The following is a 15,852-nucleotide window of genomic DNA, read 5'->3' on the forward strand; positions in this document are numbered from 1 at the left end:
CAACCAGTTTTCCATTAAATTCGAAGGACGGCTTCCCGTTTGATTACGACCGTTTACACACTTAGTTGAACAGACCCGATGAAAAACGAACAAAATTCCAGCGCCTTTAAGCCCTTATCAATGTATAAAATTGATCTGTTACTCATGAATGACAACATTTCTCTTCCGGTCACGCTGAGCGAAGGGGAACATTGAAAAATCATTGTATAGCTGCCTGTGTGAATACTCGACTTCATTGTCTCATCGTGCCATTCAGGTAAAACGGTAATCCTGCCGGGACGCCTCATGGTATGACTCTTTTTCATGCTATCTTGCAGAGTAAAGTTTTGGAAAAACCGTAAACGGGAAGTGTCATGAGTACGGATGGGTCGAACGGAAATATGTCACGCTCGGTCGTGGTGTTCGGGGCGCTGGTTGCCATTGGCTTGATTGTCGGAGCGTTCGTGCTTGGTTACCAGGCCCGCAACATCGGCTCGGGACGCTCGTCGATTGTCGTCAAGGGTCTGGCCGAAAAGCCGGTCAGGGCGGACAATGCCGAGTGGCAGGTGACGGCCAAGGCTTTCGGCCAGACCTTCCCGGAGGCGCTTGAGAATCTCCGGAGGGAGAAGGCGGCGCTCGACGGCTTCATCGGCAAGTATGGTTTCGGCAAATCCGCTCTCGACGACAAGGCGGAAACGGTGGAGCCGAATTTCGTCACCCGGCAGGAGGGCGATACTATGGTTACCGTCCAGGAGGGCTTCGTTGGACGCCAGACGGTCGTTGTCACCACCGGCTCGCTCGACAAGATCATCGCGGCCAGCACGGGGGTGATGGATTACAAGGCTTCGGGCCACGAGCTTGAATATCAGGAGCCAAGGTATCTCGTTTCCAACCTCGAAGATGTCAAAATGTCGCTCATCAGCGCGGCTACCGAGAATGCCAAAAAGCGGGCCGAGGAGTTCATGAAGCACAGCGATGCCCGGCTTGGCGCGATGCGTTCAGCGTCGCAGGGCGCGTTCTATATTTTGCCCAATACGGCGGATGCCCGCACGGACGATTACGGCGGCGTGTACGACAAGAGCACGATCGACAAAATCGCGCGGGTCGTCGTGACCGTTGAATTCAGGCTGGAGTAGCCTGTTCAGAAAGGAGGGAAACGGCAAATTTCATCAGCATCGATGCGGATAATCATGAAACGGTTGCTCACGCTTCTCATCTCGCTTCTGGCCATGCTGTTCGGCTCTGCCGTGGCGCTGGCGGCTCCGATTCCTCCTGTCGGCCCCATGAACATCGAGGGGGTGATCGAAAGCGCCTCATGGACGCCGGACACCTTTATCAAGGCGAAGGGTACCTGGCGCGATGGCAAGTGGCGCCCCTGTTCAGGTACGCTTGGCCGAGACCGCACTCGCCGCGCCCATTACCGGGTTACGCTTGCGGATACGAAAGTCGAAACCCTGCCGGGAGCCGACCATTCGCGTTCATTCCGGAGCGGGGCCGCGATTACCGTTTTCATTGCCCATCCGGCAGATGACGGCTATCTGAAAAAAGGGATGAAGATCAAAATATTCGACTACACCGTCAGGGGCGATGAGGGGGGCGACTGGTATTCGTTCAGCGCGATTGACAGACTCGAAGCCACAGGGCGCTGAACTACGCTCATTCAGCCATCAGAATTCGTTTTCCTGACCTGCGCGCCTCTGTCGCTTTGTAAAAAAAAGCATTAACGATCGTTATTTTTCCGCAAAGGAAAATGCATTTTGTCGTCGTCAACAATATAACCGCATACTCATACGGTAATTCCGCAAATTCATTTCCAAGACAAACCCTATCAGCATGAAACGATTTCCATTCAAGACATGCAGGGCGGCGCTCTTTGCCCTGCTGCTCTCCGTTGGGTTGAGCGCCAATGCTCACGCCCTTGACAAAGGTGACAAAGCTGCTGATTTTACGCTGCCCGGCAAAGCGGGCATGGTAAAACTTTCGGACAAGGCGGAATCGGTGATCTATCTCGATTTCTGGGCGTCGTGGTGCGGGCCGTGCCGCCAGTCGTTTCCGTGGATGAACCAGATGCAGGCGAAGTACAAGGCGAAAGGGTTCCAGGTGCTGGCCGTCAACCTCGATACCAAAACCGATGACGCGATAAAATTTCTCGCGCAAGTTCCGGCGAATTTCACCGTGGCGTTCGACTCGAAAGGACAGACGCCTCGCGTGTATGGCGTCAAGGGAATGCCGACCAGCTATCTGATCAACCGGAATGGCAAGGTGCTGTGGCAACATGTCGGATTCAGACCCGCCGACAAGGAGGAACTCGAAAAGCAGATTCAGGCGGCGCTGGGGGGCAAGTGATGAAAAAAAAGATTGTCATGGCCGGATGCTCGCTGCTCGCATTGCTCACGATGAGCGGACTTTCGGGATGTTCGAGCGTCCAGCCGTGGGAAAAGCAGAACCTTGCCAAACCTGCAATGACCTTTGACCGCGACAGGCTCGATACCGGCTACACCGAGCACATGTACAGCAGCAAGGAGGCGGCCTCGGGCGGCTCCGGAGTCGGCGGCGGCGGATGTGGATGCAACTGATTGCATGGAAGGTGTACATAAATCAATAACTGTTTCGCTACTGATGCAATCGACTCAAGGAAAAAAATCGAACAGAAAAGCCAAAGTTCTCGGCTCCATCCTCGCCAGCGCCGCCATGCTGCTGCCATCGGCCAGCAAGGCTCTGGCCGACACAGCTCCCGAAGAGGGCGTCGTCAGCCTGAAATATCTGAACTATCACGACAGCCAGACGGGTGATACCGACTTTACGGCAGGCATGTCGAAAGATCGCATGACGGTCAATGCGCTGTCGCTCATGACCGTTGTGCCGATTGCGGGCAAGTGGTCGATCGCGACGACCTTCGTCGAAGATTCGGTCACCGGCGCGTCGCCAGCCTACCACGGCTGGGGATTTCCGTCGGAGAGTAAAAAAGATACCACCACCGGCGCTTCGGGCGATCTGCGACACGCCGGTGATCTCGCCGTCACCCGCTACTTTTCGCGAGGTACGCTCACCGCCGGGGCGAGCTATTCGCAGGAGTCCGACTACATTTCGCGAGGTATCTCGCTCAACGGCACCCTTTCGACCGAGAGCAGGAACACCACCTTCAGCCTCGGTACGGCGTACAACAGCGATACCATCGATCTGAACAAGCCGAATGTCGTGGACTCGAAAAAGAACGACACGCCGGGGCGCAAGCGCGTCGTCTCCGGACTGTTCGGCGTGACGCAGGTTCTGTCGCAAAACGACATCATGCAACTGACCGCCACCTACACGCACGGCGACGGCTATTACAGCGATCCCTACAAAGATCCTGACGTAAGGCCAGGCAAGCGGCGGATGTTCACTCTCATGACCCGCTGGAACCACCACTTCGACGGCCCGGATGGCACGGCGAGGCTTGCGTATCGCTATTACACCGACACCTTCGGCATCGAGGCGCACACCTTCACGGCAGAGTACGTCCAACCGCTGCCGCATGGTTGGGAAATTACGCCGCTGGTGCGGTATTACTCGCAGAGCGCCACCAGTTTCTATGTGCCGACGGGTGACGATCCGCTGGCTCCGACGCCGACGGCCGGCAGGGAGTACTACTCCGAAGACCAGCGGCTATCGGCTTTCGGCGCATTCAGTTACGGCGTGAAGGTCGCCAAAGAGCTGGGCCGGAGCTGGAGCGCCGACGTGAAGTACGAGCACTCAGAGCAGCGCTACGACTGGGGCATCAACGGCCACGGCGACCCCGGCATCCCGACGTTCGATTTCAGAAGCATCCAGGTCGGCCTGTCGCGCAAGTTTTAAGATTGACGCCTGAGAGAAAAATGCCGATCTTGATGTAATTTCGTCCCTTATGCAACGATTTGAATTCAGGGCGATGGGCGGCGGCGGCGAAATCGTGCTTGCCGGTACAGCGAAAAAAGAGTCGAAAGCGCTCGCCGCGATCGGCATGAAGGAGGTCGCCCGCATCGAACGGAAATATTCGCGATACCAGCCGGAGAGCGTGGTATCGCGGATCAACGATTCCGCCGGAAAGGCGTGGGTCGAGTGCGATGAAGAGACTGTGGCGCTCCTCGATTACGCCGATGCGGTGTACCGAAGCAGCGGCGGACTTTTCGACGTAACCTCCGGCGTCTTGCGACGGGCATGGAATTTCGACAAGGCTGAAACCCCATCTCAGGAAGCGCTCCTGCCGTTGCTGAAGCTGGTCGGCTGGAGCCGCATCGAGCGGCAGGGAAGCGCCGTGTGGCTGCCGGATGAGGGAATGCAGCTCGACTTCGGCGGCATCGGCAAGGAGTACGCCGCCGATGCGGCAGCGGAGCTGCTTGCCGAGCACGGCGCTCGGCATGGCTACGTCAACCTCGGCGGCGACATCCGCGTGATCGGCCCCAAACCCGGCGGTGAGCCGTGGAGTATCGGCATCCGCGACCCGCGCAACCCCGGCGGCACGATCGCCTCGATACTGGTCTGCTCCGGAGCCATCGCCACCAGCGGCGATTACGAGCGCTATTTCGAGGCGGCGGGGCGGCGATATTGCCACATTGTCAACCCTAAGACGGGCTGGCCGGTGAGCCACTGGCGCTCGGTCACGGTGCTTGCTCCGCTTGCCACTACAGCGGGGAGCTGCGCCACGGTCGCCATGCTGCTCGAAGCCGAAGGGCTGAACTATCTGAAGCGTTCGGGATTCAGCTATCTGACTGTCGATCAGTCGGGCAGAATGTTTTACAACCACTGAACCAACACTGAAAAAATATGATAAAAAAATCAACCCCTCAACGTGTTCTGACGACCCTCGCGATACTGCTTGCGCTTTTCGTGAAAAGCGTCACGGCTGTGGCTGCGGACTTTCTCGATCCCGAACAGGCATTCGTGCCGAGAGCCGAACTGACGGCAAAAAACGCCATAGCCATTCACTGGAAGATCGCCAAATCGTACAAGCTCTACCGTGACCAGATCAAGGTGAGCGCATCGGGCGGGCAAGCGAGTCTCGGCAATTCGGTGTTTCCCGAAGGCATCCTTTTCACCGACCCCACGACAGGCGAAAAGCAGGTGATCTATCACGACGAGCTGACGGTCGAAGTTCCGGTCAAGCAGGCATCCGGCCCATTCACCGTGAGCGTCGAGTATCAGGGATGCTCTGAGGACGGCTTGTGCTACCCGCCGATCACCACGGCGTTCCGGGTCGATCCGTCGAAGCCCGGAGTGCTTGCCGTGGCGGCCGGATCGGATGGCGACGATTCAGCAGGCTTGTCGCCCGCGGTGGCTCCAGCGACAGCGGCAGCGGCCCCGCCAGCTCCGGCGGCAGCGGAAAAATCGGGCGGCAAGGACGACCTGTCGCTCGCCCAATCGACGCTCGAGAGCGGAAGCTGGTGGAAGATTTCCGCCGCGTTCCTGCTCTTTGGCCTCCTGCTCTCTTTCACCCCCTGCGTACTGCCGATGGTGCCAATTCTTTCGTCGATCATCGTCGGAGAAGGACAGACCACCAAAGCCAAAAGCTTCCTCATGGCGCTGGCCTACTGCCTCGGCATGGCGCTGGTTTACACTTCGCTCGGCGTAGCGGCAGGTCTTGCGGGCGAAGGGCTTGCCGGAGCGCTCCAGAAGCCGTGGGTGCTGGTGACGTTCAGCCTCCTGCTCTTTGGCCTGTCGCTCTCGATGTTCGACGTTTACCAGCTTCAGGTGCCCGCCTCGTTGCAGAGCAGCCTGACCAAAACCTCCGGCAAGCTCAAGGGCGGCCGTTTCGCAGGCGTGTTTTTCATGGGCGCGATTTCGGCGCTGATCATCGGCCCCTGCGTCGCCGCGCCGCTGGCCGGTACGCTGGTCTATATCAGCCAGACGAAGGATGTGTTCATCGGCGGTCTCGCGCTCTTTTCGATGGCGATGGGCATGAGCGTGCCGCTGCTCCTGATCGGCCTGTCGGCGGGCAGCCTCTTGCCGAAAGCCGGGGCGTGGATGGTTGGCGTCAAGTACGTCTTCGGCCTGTTGCTGATCGCCGTGGCCATCTGGATGGTCACGCCGGTGCTGCCTCCGCAGGCGCTGATGGTGGCGTGGGGAGCGCTCGGCATTCTCTCTTCGGTCTTCGCCGGGGTGTTCGGCCCGCCCGCCGAAAAGCTCACGATTGGCGGCAAATTCACCAAAGCGCTCGGGCTCATGCTCTTCATCATCGGCGTGATGGAGCTGGCCGGAGCCGCGTCGGGCGGCGCGAATGCGCTCGAACCGCTGTCGGGCCTGCGCGGCGGCTCCGGCTCCGTAGCAGCGGAAACGGAGCGCCTCGCCTTCAAAAGAATCCGCTCCATCGACGAGCTTGACCGCGAACTGCAAGCCTCGGCGGGCAAGCTGGTGATGCTCGATTTTTACGCCGACTGGTGCGTTTCGTGCAAGGAGCTGGAGAAGTTCACCTTCAGCGATCCGAAGGTTCGGCAGGCTCTCGCCGACGTCACCCTTTTGCAGGTTGACGTCACCGCGAACACCGCCGCCGACAAGGCGCTGATGAAACGCTTCGGCCTCTTCGGCCCTCCCGGCATCATCTTCTTCGACGAGTCCGGCCAGGAGCAGAAAGACAAACGCATCGTCGGCTTCGTCGAAGCGGAGAAGTTTCTGGAGCACCTGGGGAAATTATGAATTGAAAAGGGGAGTGGTGACGGAGAGGTGATATGGAATGATCAGGGCGGGCCAGACAAGTTGGCGCCGCCCTTTTTGTTATTTATTTCCTTGTAAAGGATTTAAAAGCTTTTCGTACTTTTTTGACAGCAGTATCGACAATAGCCCCGAAAAGTCATGCGCCTCTCCGCTCCTTCCGGATGTCTCAAACCGTCAGCCGCTCTTCGCCTTGCCGCATTGGTTCGCGGACGGATTTTGCCGTACTCGATAGAAGCTGCGTACCGGAAAAATTGAAGTGAATTCACCAATGAGCTCATTCGCAAAGAAATCGAAGGCTGGCTCGCAGAATGCATTCCAAAATGCGTCAAAGTCCAAACGGCCATTTTTCGACCAGAACCGTGCGCCTGATCCGTTCTTCAAGAAGCAGCCTGAAGATCGCAAGCCGGACTCGGAGATGAAGGCGGACAAACGCCTGCGCCGCCTCGACTTCAGCGAATCGACACGGCCACCGTCAGGGGCCAGATTACGTGTTCCGTCGTCCGGCGAACTCCAGAAGATGCTTTCGTCCGGGAAGGTTGACGAAGCCGTCGTGCTTTCGCGGGTGCGCAATCTGCTTGAGCGCATGTACCGCGAGGGTCGGCTGTACTCTATGACCTGCAATGCCCACAGCGATCTTGATACCGATATCGACCGTGTGATGAAGGATATTTTTCCATTACCGGGCTATCTGGACCAGGCAGCGTTCGAGCGCTATATCGGCCCCGACGAACGGGATATGGTCTATAAAACGGTTCGAGAGGCAGTGATGAAGCCCCACGATAAAGACAGGGAAAATCTGAAGCAAGGGCTTGAGGCCGCAGCAGCCACAGCCGGAGAGGTTGCCAACGACCAGTCCGGCCTGGAGGCGGTGTTCGGAAGCGAGACGCACCCTGTCTTCGCCATGTTGACGTGGTCGCGATACTCCTTCACCAAAGAGCCATATGCTTCGACAGCCGGGCAAAATTACGGCCTTATCCAGAGCAGGCTGCAGGAGCTGGCCAATAACATCAGCTCCCAAATCACCACCGACTATAACCTCGATCTCGATGAGTCCTTCGTGGGCGGCTGGGCTTCAGGCGGGGTTCTGCACATCAAGTCGCAGTATGTTGCTCACCCGTTAACAGTAAAATCGAAAGCGACATTCATCCATGAGGCGGCGCATCTGGCGGTTCCTTCGATCATAGACCATGTCTATTACGGCAATCCGGGGTTCGATACCGCATCGGCCAACGCCAAAATCGCCAATGCGGCGCACTATGAAGAGCTGCCAAAGCGCAAGTGGGGCGCAAGCGCCTACAAAGATACAGCGTTTATCCCAGGCACCTCGAAGAGTATGAGCCCTGAGCAGCAGGTTCGGGCGAAGGCGGTAAACTACTTCAGAAAGGCGTGGGACTCTGCGGCAAACGTCCACATTATGATAAGAGACCATCGTATAGAGCAGCTGGATGCTCAACGGGATGGTAAAGCTTATCAGCCTTCAAATGAGATGAAAAAGCGTTTGCTTGAACTCTCGGCGTTGATGGATCTGACGATGCACACCCAAAAGCCTGCATCAATGAACATCACGGTTCTTGATGTCGTTGGCGCGGAGAGCATCGCAAGAGAGATTCATTTTGCATGGGATCGCGCCAAAACGCTCTCAAAAGATGAGCTGCTTCCGCAAACAGAGTTGCTGAGCCTACTGTCGCTTTCGCTGGAGTTGTTTGGCGCATGGGAAGCAAGCAGCGCTGTCGATGCCGCATTGAGGAAGCATGGCGGAATCCTGGGGAACCTGAAGCGTGATCGTCAGCTTCTGAGCTGGCTCAACCTTTACTACAAAAAAGTTTATCCATAGCCCGGGCAGTATCGATTCCTTCCCCTCACAACCCCTCGAAAAACGGCTCAAGTGAACTCTGCGCCGCCTCTTCATCGCTCGCCTTGATCAGTTCGAAGGTCTTGTTCGCGGCCTTCGGGTGCCAGAGTGAAATTACGGCGGCTTCGGCGACGTCCGCGCGCGAGATCGAGCCGCTGATGCGGTCGCCGGTGTCGAAGCGCAGCTCATGCCGGAAGGCCGGGCCGTCGAGGAGGCCGCCGGGGCGGAGGATGGCGTGGCGAAATCCCGCTTCTCCATAGAGTTTGCGGACAGCGTCCTCTCCCGCAAGCTTCATGTCGAGCACACGGCCGTACTTGTTGAGCGGGTGTTCGGGATGGGTGACGCCGAGGGAGCTGATGAGCACGAAGGTCGTCACTCCCGCCGCTTTTGCTGCCGTGGCGAGGCGAATCACGCCGTCGCGGTCGATGGCCGACGGCGGCGGAGCGTCGGGATTCATCACGTTGCCGCCGATGGCGCAGATGAGCGCATCCATATTCCGGACGGCAGCCTCGACCTCCTGGTCGTTCAGTGCCGATCCGATGACGAGTTTGTCCACGATTTCAGGGCCGAACAGCTCGACAGCCTTGACGCCTGACTGCACGAAAAGCCGGAAATCGATGCCATGCGTCTGAAGTCGCTGCACGACGAGTCGGCCGGTTCTGCCGGTCGCTCCGGCAACGAGAACGGTGCCGGTAAATGGTGGTTTCATCGGAATGTGTCCTTCATTTATTTTTTCTTGTCATTCTGAGTCCGACGTGGTCGGGGGAAGAATCCGGAGAATTTTTGTAACGCTAATTAAATCAGTCAGTTATTAGTTGCTTCCGAAGCAACTGGATTCTTCACTTCGTTCAGAATGACAATCCAATGCATTTCCTTGCTTTACGGAAACATCGAAAACTTCACGTTCATAATCATCGTGAGATCGACCAGCGCGTGGAGCACGAAGACGGTGCGGAGATCGCGGTACCAGAAGAACGAGAGCGCCCAGCTCAGGGCGATCATGAGCTGAATCGGCATGAAAAAGGGCTTGAACGGGCTGGTCTGCACGACGTGCTCCGGCAGGATGTTGAGCCAGAACAGACCGTGAATCAGGCCGCTGTAGATCATGAAAAAGAGAAAGCCCAAGGCGAATCCGGCCCACTGGTTTGCCGTGATTTTTTTCGTCAACACCTGTCCGAGCCTGAACATAGCGTAAAACATGAAGGTCTCGGCGATGCCGTTGCCGACGCTGAAGATGAGCGCGCTCCACGGGTCGAGCACCCTGCCGCCGTCGGTGGTCGAGTTGGAGTAGATGTAGGCGTTCAGGGCGAGGATGATCACTGAAAAAATCAGCAGGCCGATGCGCCGCGCGTCGAAGGGCGGATTGGGGGCGGTGACATCCTTGCGAAAGAAAAGTACGCCAATGAGGATGGCGATGGCCCAGTAGGCGTAAATCTGTAAAGGCGCGGGTATGGTATCCATTGAGCGTTGAGGTTTTGGTTCAGGAAATTTCTTCGACCGGCTCGAAGGCTTCGGCGTGGTACGAACTGCGCACGAACGGGCCGGACTGCACGTGCCGGAATCCGGCGTCGAGCGCGATCTGGCGGTAGCGCTCGAACTCCTCAGGCGTGACGTAGCGCTCGACCGGCAGATGCGCGGCGGTCGGTTGCAGGTACTGGCCGATCGTCACCATGTCGCAGCCGTGACGGCGCAGGTCGCGCAGCGACGCTTCGACCTCCTCCGGCGTTTCGCCCATGCCGACCATCATGCCGGACTTGGTGGCGAGCCGGAAGTTCCGCTTCGCCCGCCCGATGACCGAGAGCGACCGTTCGTACGATGCCTGGGGGCGTACCTTCGAATAGAGCGACGGGACGGTTTCGATGTTGTGGTTCAGCACCTCCGGCGCTTCGGCCATGACGAGGTCGAGCGCCCGCTCACTGCCGCCGAAGTCGGGAATGAGGCATTCGAGGCTGACGGCGGGGTTGGCGGAGCGGATCGCGCGGATCGTCTCGACCCAGTGCGCCGAGCCGCCGTCGGCGAGGTCGTCGCGGTTGACGCTGGTCAGCACGGCGTGGCGAAGCTTCATCGTTTTAACCGCTTCGGCGATGTTCGCCGGTTCCGCCGGATCGGGCAACGCCGGGCGTTGTCCGGTCGCTACAGCGCAGAAGCGGCAGGCGCGAGTGCAGACGTTGCCGAGAAGCAGGAAGGTCGCCGTGCCCTTCGACCAGCACTCGTGCAGGTTCGGGCACATCGCCGAGCGGCACACCGTGTGCAGGCTGTGCTTGTTGAGCAATTTGCGGGTCGAGGCGAACGACGAGCCGGAGGCGAGCTTGATTTTGAGCCAGTCTGGTTTCTTTCCGGGGCCGGAGTTCATGCGGCAGTCGTTGGCTGAGGTTGAAAAAGTTTTCACGAATATAGCCAATCCTGACAATTATGCCCGGTATTGGCGGATGGACGAAATGGACGGGGTGGACAGAGAGATTGGAAAACGGTACATTGTTTTGAAAGTTTGTCCCGTTCAACCGCTCATTGCTTGTATCATGAAAAGGCTTTTCGCTGTTTTTATGGTTTTTGCAGCCGTGGCGATGCAGCCCGCGCTTGCTTCGGCAAAATCGGCCGCCTGCCCGCTGAGTTTCGGGCTGTACAGTTACGAGCAGCGCTCGCCGCTCAATGCCGAAACGTACTGGAAATGCGACTATCCGGTGTTCGAGCCTTCGCCGGTGGGCAGCATCATCAATGCGGCGATCCTGAAGGCGGTCGTCAGCCGCACCCCGTCGCCTGAGTCGCAACAAGCGGCGACAACCGTCGAAGCGGCGGCCAATGCGTTCATCAAAGAGTGCGAGGCGCTGATGAAAAACGGCAAGGAGCACGCATGGGCGTGGCAATCGGAGACGACCGGCGAGGTGCTGCTCGACCGGCCCGGCCTGGTGTCGGTATCGATTTTTACCTACGCCTTCACCGGCGGCGCTCACGGCATGAGCATCACGCAGAACATGGTTTTCGATACCGCCAACGGCAAGCAGCTTGGCCTCGTGGACTTTTTTACGCCGGGATTCGAGAGCTCGCTCGACAAGCTGATCGAACGCCGATTCCGGCAGATGCGGGGATTGTCGGAAAGCGATCCGCTCAACGGCGAAAAAGGGGGGCTTTTCGAGGACAAAATCGCTCATAACGACAACTTTGCGATCACCGGCTCCGGCATCGGTTTTCTCTACAACCAGTACGACATCGCTCCCTACGCCGCTGGGCAGATTACCGTCAATCTCTCACTTGACGATCTGAAAGAGATTTTAAGATAAAAGTATGATTGCAAAAGTCATTGACAAACAATAGGTTTGATCAGTATTATTTACTCATAACATAGGCTGTACATAGAATAAATCGAATAAAATAACCGATATTATCAGCACACGAACTTCGCATTAAACATTACTTTCAAATGTAGAAAAATATTTTGTCGTTCAAAATGCGGCTGATCCCTTGAGAAAATATTTAAATATCTATATTAAAATTATTTACTGTTATATTTTATATATTTTTTTGTATTGAATAATAATATGAAAATCGTTATACAGATTTTTCGAAAAAGCGTTACAATCTTTTGATATTTAATTGCTTTTCCTTATAATTTGTTCGACTTTCAATATCGATAGCCAGACCCCCTTGCGATGGCGCCCCTATCAGCATTTACAGCAAATAATTTCACTTGTTAATAAGTATATAAAATACACGCTCTATTTTGATAAGCGCGAACTCTTTAAGAACAAAAGAAAATCAAACTAGTACACAAATAATGTAGATTTTATTCTATCCTGAGGAAGCTATAAGCAAATAGCTCTTAGGCAGACTAATATGAGATATCCTTTATATCGAGGAGGGATATGGGTGTTTTGTTTTTTTTATAAATAACTCTTTTTGCCACTATGTCATATATAAATAAAAATATGCATTGCACAGAAATTGTCAGTATTACCCTGAAAGCCAGATTATAGCTATTTAACGAATATAGTGTGGTCTCCTATAATTAAAACACAACTACCTTTCGTGGTTTGAGAATAAAGCAACGAAGCTCAAATCTTTGAATGTATCGACAGATCATTTTAACTATTGAAAAAGGGAAAATTTGTATGAAGCACGGCAGAAAAATCGTTGATTTTAACGATATTAAATCGGTGATGTTAAAATCCGGAAAACTGGATATTATACAAAAGATTGCAGATTTTTTTAAACAAAATCCAGAAAAATACACACATGGGCATCTCTAAAAAGTCTTATGAGGTAGCTGAATTAGTGAGAATTGCAGTGTGTAAGCGATTTTACAGATGTATTAATAAAGTTTTTTAGGTGATTTTCAGAGGAGTATTCGACTTTTTAGAGATGCCCACATGATGTTTTGATGGAAAGATATTTTATCAACAGTTTTTTCCCTTCTTTTCCGAGTCCAGCATGGTCTAAGCTCGCTGAGAGTTTGGGGAAGATTGTTCATGGTGAGCGCATCCCCTTTCAGGTGGATATGGTTGTTACTGGAGATTGCCACTGTAGTTGCTGGCATTGTTTTCGGGCAAAACATGATAATCAGGAACTGAGCAGTGAAGTAATAAAAAAATTTATGACCCAAGCTTCAGAATTAGGAACTGCAAGTATCGGAATAACGGGTGGAGAGCCGATGCTAAGAGAAGATATTGTTGATATTATTCAAAGTATACCTGACGGTATGGAAGGTCAGTTATATACAACAGGTTATCGGGTTGACAAGGATTTTTTAAATTCGGTAAAGGGCACCAATTTAACTCGCGTTATCGTAAGCCTTGATCATTATGATGAAAATATCATGTGCAAAAGGCGAGGTAATGATCATGCGTTTAAAGATGCTTTAAACGCTATAGAAATCTTGTCAGATCAAAACATTTATACGGCCGTAACGTTATGCATAACCGATGACTTGTTAAACGAAGAAGATATTATTAAATATTTTGAATTTGTAAGTAAATTAGGGGGTGATGAAATAAGAATAATACTGCCTATCCCTCAGGGAAATCTGGAAGGGAAAAACTATAAGCGCTTATATATGAATGCGATGCATGTGATCAAAAAATTTAAGAATGATCATATGCATAAAACCGATTTCCCAAGTATCGTATTATTTTCAGAATACGAAAGTCAACATCGCTTGGGTTGTGGCGCTGGAGCTAATTATATTTCTTTAAATAATGATGGATCTATAACTCCGTGTGTGGCTGTACCATTAGCATTTGGAAATATCTATGAGTCGGCGCTCTCTGAGATTTATGAATCCATGGGGGCATATTTCAAAAATTCCGGAAGAACTTGTTATGGCAAAAGAATAGGAAAAATCATGCAAGAAGAGTGTGTTGATACCACAATCACACCACTACCGCTTGATGTTTCATTGTCATTGGCATCCAAGTGTGTTGTTGACGGGGAGAAGGCTGATTTTTTTGAAAAATTCGCAAAATAAAAATCCTTCTGATTCACTTATAAATTAATATAATCAGCTATGAGTAAAAGAGGTAAGATAATTGGTGTTGGCGGGTATTCGCCAAAGCAATTAACAAATGAAGATTTTGTTACAGTGTTCGGCAAGCCAGCTAAGATAGTGGATAGAAAATTACCCCATAACAAGCGGTACTCTTTAATTGATTTATCTACTGGCAAGATTGAGATGTCGAATACTGATATGGCATATAAAGCTTCCATGGCAGCTATTGATATGGCTGAAATTATGGCGAATGATATTGATATGATTATATACTCAACCCTTACTCCTGATTTTCCTGTGCCTCCGTGCTATACAATATTACAGGAGCTTCTGGGCATAAATGAATGTATGGGATTTGATATACGCTCAGGATGTGCAGGATTTGGTACAGCAATGGTTGTGGCACAACAATGCATTGCCACGGGAATAGCAACGAGAATTCTTGTGGTTAGAGCCGATCTGTTTTCTTCAAGACATTCTATTTTCTTTGAGGAAGGAATTGAAAATTACCCAATTAAAGCACTATATAATTTAATGTTTTTTGGAGATGCAGCCGGAGCAATCATCCTGGAATCGACTGAGAATAAAAATGAAGGCATTTTTAGTTCCATTATGGGATCAACCAAGCCAGACGTACCATTTGGTTCTATATTAGAAATTGGAGGCTCAAGAAATCCTTATCCAACAACGCAGATTCCGAAAGAAAATTGGCCGCTATCACAAAATGGTATCTTAACAGAAGAGTATTTGCCACAAGTTTTAATAGAATCAGTTGAAAAATTTCTAATCGTAAACAACATGAAGATCACTGATTTTATGCATTTTGTTTTTCCCGTAGCATCAAAAAGTATGGGGGAAAAACTTTTTGACCATTTTACTGATTTAGATATTGAGAACGTGGTAACCATAGGGGAAGATGGGGGAGCTTTAGCAAATGCCGCAATACCTCTTTCGTTTGAAAAAGGAGTCAAAGAAAACAAATTCAAAAAAGGTGATAAAATATTAGTTTATGCAGGGGAAAATACCAGATGGCAACATGCTGTAATAGGATTATATTGGGGCATATAAAACTATGGACATGTGCAAGAAAAGACGTAATTCCGTGGTCAGTCGATGAAAAAAACAGATTTTTCAACACAAGAACGGAAAGAGTCGAGATAAAGGCTGTCTTTAACTCTGACCATTGCCAACGCACACGCAGCATCATGCCGCTCTTTTTAATAAATTGAGATAATGAAACTCTTGTCTGAACTCAAAGAGCCAGAGGTATGATGCACTGGAAACTTCGATCTCGATTTTCGCTCTTCCCCTTCCTGACAATTTTGCTGCTGGCCGCCGCGCCTTTATCCGCTTTCGCCCGCGACTACGCCCAGGCAAAGGTCGAGAAGCTGGCGGTTACGTCAACCAACTATGCGGGCCAACCGCTGGCATATCCCGATTCCGGAAAGCCGGAGGTGACGGTGCTCGTGGTGCATCTGCCGCCCGGCAGCTCGACCGGCTGGCACAAGCATCCTGTGCCGGTCTATGCCTGGATGATCGAAGGCGAGCTGACGGTTCGCACGGAGAACGGTATCGAAAAACGGTTCGTGAAGGGCGAGCCGATCATCGAGGTGATGAATCTCCTGCACAACGGCACCAATACCGGCAAAAAAACCGCAAGCCTCGTGGTGTTTTACACCGGCGTCGAGGGGGTGCCGAATGTCATCAAAGCCGATGGCCCGAATCCGTGACCTGTTTTGTTTTATCTATATATATTTAATTCTTCTTGTCATCCTGAACGAAGTGAAGAATCCAGCTTCTCTGAGATTTTTTGATAAATGCCGATTCTGTAATCTTTACGTGACTTTCTGGATTCTTCGTCCAACTTCGTCGAACT

At 52.8% G+C, this 15,852-nt stretch carries 15 protein-coding genes; 12 read left to right on the forward strand and 3 right to left on the reverse strand.

The window, feature by feature from the left end:
• Nucleotides 1-353 precede the first annotated feature (353 nt).
• The 8 genes from FGF66_RS09905 (at nucleotide 354) to FGF66_RS09940 (ending at nucleotide 8,479) form a co-directional block, all read left to right on the forward strand.
• On the forward strand, nucleotides 354-1,115 hold the full coding sequence (locus FGF66_RS09905) for an SIMPL domain-containing protein (RefSeq protein WP_139457480.1): 762 nt from the start codon (nucleotides 354-356) through the stop codon (nucleotides 1,113-1,115).
• A 54-nt stretch (nucleotides 1,116-1,169) separates the two neighbouring features.
• Nucleotides 1,170-1,628, forward strand: a complete 459-nt coding sequence (locus FGF66_RS09910; protein ID WP_139457481.1) for a hypothetical protein — start codon at nucleotides 1,170-1,172, stop codon at nucleotides 1,626-1,628.
• Nucleotides 1,629-1,812: 184 nt separating this feature from the next.
• The gene (locus FGF66_RS09915; protein ID WP_139457482.1) at nucleotides 1,813-2,325 is read left to right on the forward strand and encodes a TlpA family protein disulfide reductase; all 513 of its coding nucleotides are present in this window, start codon (nucleotides 1,813-1,815) and stop codon (nucleotides 2,323-2,325) included.
• On the forward strand, nucleotides 2,325-2,555 hold the full coding sequence (locus FGF66_RS09920; RefSeq protein ID WP_246046651.1) for a DUF4266 domain-containing protein: 231 nt from the start codon (nucleotides 2,325-2,327) through the stop codon (nucleotides 2,553-2,555). Before FGF66_RS09915 ends, FGF66_RS09920 begins: the two co-directional genes overlap by 1 nt.
• A gap of 43 nt (nucleotides 2,556-2,598) precedes the next feature.
• On the forward strand, nucleotides 2,599-3,813 hold the full coding sequence (locus FGF66_RS09925; RefSeq protein ID WP_139457483.1) for a DUF3570 domain-containing protein: 1,215 nt from the start codon (nucleotides 2,599-2,601) through the stop codon (nucleotides 3,811-3,813).
• Between the two features lie 49 nt (nucleotides 3,814-3,862).
• Nucleotides 3,863-4,744: an FAD:protein FMN transferase gene (locus FGF66_RS09930; protein ID WP_139457484.1), complete on the forward strand. Its 882-nt coding sequence runs from the start codon at nucleotides 3,863-3,865 to the stop codon at nucleotides 4,742-4,744.
• A 17-nt stretch (nucleotides 4,745-4,761) separates the two neighbouring features.
• Nucleotides 4,762-6,627 (forward strand): protein-disulfide reductase DsbD, encoded by a 1,866-nt coding sequence (dsbD, locus tag FGF66_RS09935; protein WP_139457485.1) that lies wholly within the window; start codon nucleotides 4,762-4,764, stop codon nucleotides 6,625-6,627.
• A 286-nt stretch (nucleotides 6,628-6,913) separates the two neighbouring features.
• Nucleotides 6,914-8,479 carry a hypothetical protein gene (locus FGF66_RS09940; protein ID WP_139457486.1) on the forward strand — a complete coding sequence of 522 codons (1,566 nt, stop codon included), beginning with the start codon at nucleotides 6,914-6,916 and terminating at the stop codon, nucleotides 8,477-8,479.
• 25 nt (nucleotides 8,480-8,504) lie between these two features.
• On the opposite strand, the gene FGF66_RS09945 is transcribed toward FGF66_RS09940, so the two are convergent.
• The 3 genes from FGF66_RS09945 to lipA all read right to left on the reverse strand — a co-directional run bounded on the left by FGF66_RS09945 (nucleotide 8,505) and on the right by lipA (nucleotide 10,850).
• Entirely contained in the window at nucleotides 8,505-9,206 is a 702-nt protein-coding gene (locus FGF66_RS09945) for an SDR family oxidoreductase (RefSeq protein ID WP_139457487.1), read from the reverse strand.
• A 170-nt stretch (nucleotides 9,207-9,376) separates the two neighbouring features.
• Entirely contained in the window at nucleotides 9,377-9,958 is a 582-nt protein-coding gene (locus FGF66_RS09950; RefSeq protein WP_139457488.1) for a hypothetical protein, read from the reverse strand.
• A gap of 19 nt (nucleotides 9,959-9,977) precedes the next feature.
• Nucleotides 9,978-10,850: a lipoyl synthase gene (gene lipA / locus FGF66_RS09955; protein ID WP_139457510.1), complete on the reverse strand. Its 873-nt coding sequence runs from the start codon at nucleotides 10,848-10,850 to the stop codon at nucleotides 9,978-9,980.
• Nucleotides 10,851-11,016: 166 nt separating this feature from the next.
• Here lipA and FGF66_RS09960 point away from each other — a divergent pair, with 166 nt between their 5' ends.
• From FGF66_RS09960 to FGF66_RS09975, 4 genes are all read left to right on the forward strand, one after another.
• On the forward strand, nucleotides 11,017-11,775 hold the full coding sequence (locus FGF66_RS09960) for a DUF3298 and DUF4163 domain-containing protein (protein ID WP_139457489.1): 759 nt from the start codon (nucleotides 11,017-11,019) through the stop codon (nucleotides 11,773-11,775).
• Nucleotides 11,776-12,872: 1,097 nt separating this feature from the next.
• On the forward strand, nucleotides 12,873-13,955 hold the full coding sequence (locus FGF66_RS09965; RefSeq protein WP_139457490.1) for a radical SAM/SPASM domain-containing protein: 1,083 nt from the start codon (nucleotides 12,873-12,875) through the stop codon (nucleotides 13,953-13,955).
• A 39-nt stretch (nucleotides 13,956-13,994) separates the two neighbouring features.
• Entirely contained in the window at nucleotides 13,995-15,044 is a 1,050-nt protein-coding gene (locus FGF66_RS09970; protein ID WP_139457491.1) for a 3-oxoacyl-ACP synthase III family protein, read from the forward strand.
• A 200-nt stretch (nucleotides 15,045-15,244) separates the two neighbouring features.
• Nucleotides 15,245-15,706 (forward strand): cupin domain-containing protein, encoded by a 462-nt coding sequence (locus tag FGF66_RS09975; RefSeq protein ID WP_139457492.1) that lies wholly within the window; start codon nucleotides 15,245-15,247, stop codon nucleotides 15,704-15,706.
• Nucleotides 15,707-15,852: the final 146 nt, after the last annotated feature.

Origin of the sequence: Chlorobaculum thiosulfatiphilum (assembly GCF_006265165.1) — a bacterium.
GTDB lineage: Bacteria > Bacteroidota > Chlorobiia > Chlorobiales > Chlorobiaceae > Chlorobaculum > Chlorobaculum thiosulfatiphilum.

Excerpts from the sequence above, each read along its gene's own strand:
- FGF66_RS09945 (WP_139457487.1), bottom strand. The coding sequence starts at position 9,206 with ATGAAACCACCATTTACCGGCACCGTTCTCGTTGCCGGAGCGACCGGC.
- FGF66_RS09960 (WP_139457489.1), top strand. The coding sequence starts at position 11,017 with ATGAAAAGGCTTTTCGCTGTTTTTATGGTTTTTGCAGCCGTGGCGATG.
- FGF66_RS09915 (WP_139457482.1), top strand. The coding sequence starts at position 1,813 with ATGAAACGATTTCCATTCAAGACATGCAGGGCGGCGCTCTTTGCCCTG.
- FGF66_RS09940 (WP_139457486.1), top strand. The coding sequence starts at position 6,914 with ATGAGCTCATTCGCAAAGAAATCGAAGGCTGGCTCGCAGAATGCATTC.
- FGF66_RS09970 (WP_139457491.1), top strand. The coding sequence starts at position 13,995 with ATGAGTAAAAGAGGTAAGATAATTGGTGTTGGCGGGTATTCGCCAAAG.
- FGF66_RS09910 (WP_139457481.1), top strand. The coding sequence starts at position 1,170 with ATGAAACGGTTGCTCACGCTTCTCATCTCGCTTCTGGCCATGCTGTTC.
- FGF66_RS09925 (WP_139457483.1), top strand. The coding sequence starts at position 2,599 with ATGCAATCGACTCAAGGAAAAAAATCGAACAGAAAAGCCAAAGTTCTC.
- dsbD (WP_139457485.1), top strand. The coding sequence starts at position 4,762 with ATGATAAAAAAATCAACCCCTCAACGTGTTCTGACGACCCTCGCGATA.
- lipA (WP_139457510.1), bottom strand. The coding sequence starts at position 10,850 with ATGAACTCCGGCCCCGGAAAGAAACCAGACTGGCTCAAAATCAAGCTC.
- FGF66_RS09920 (WP_246046651.1), top strand. The coding sequence starts at position 2,325 with ATGAAAAAAAAGATTGTCATGGCCGGATGCTCGCTGCTCGCATTGCTC.
- FGF66_RS09975 (WP_139457492.1), top strand. The coding sequence starts at position 15,245 with ATGATGCACTGGAAACTTCGATCTCGATTTTCGCTCTTCCCCTTCCTG.
- FGF66_RS09905 (WP_139457480.1), top strand. The coding sequence starts at position 354 with ATGAGTACGGATGGGTCGAACGGAAATATGTCACGCTCGGTCGTGGTG.
- FGF66_RS09965 (WP_139457490.1), top strand. The coding sequence starts at position 12,873 with ATGGAAAGATATTTTATCAACAGTTTTTTCCCTTCTTTTCCGAGTCCA.
- FGF66_RS09930 (WP_139457484.1), top strand. The coding sequence starts at position 3,863 with ATGCAACGATTTGAATTCAGGGCGATGGGCGGCGGCGGCGAAATCGTG.
- FGF66_RS09950 (WP_139457488.1), bottom strand. The coding sequence starts at position 9,958 with ATGGATACCATACCCGCGCCTTTACAGATTTACGCCTACTGGGCCATC.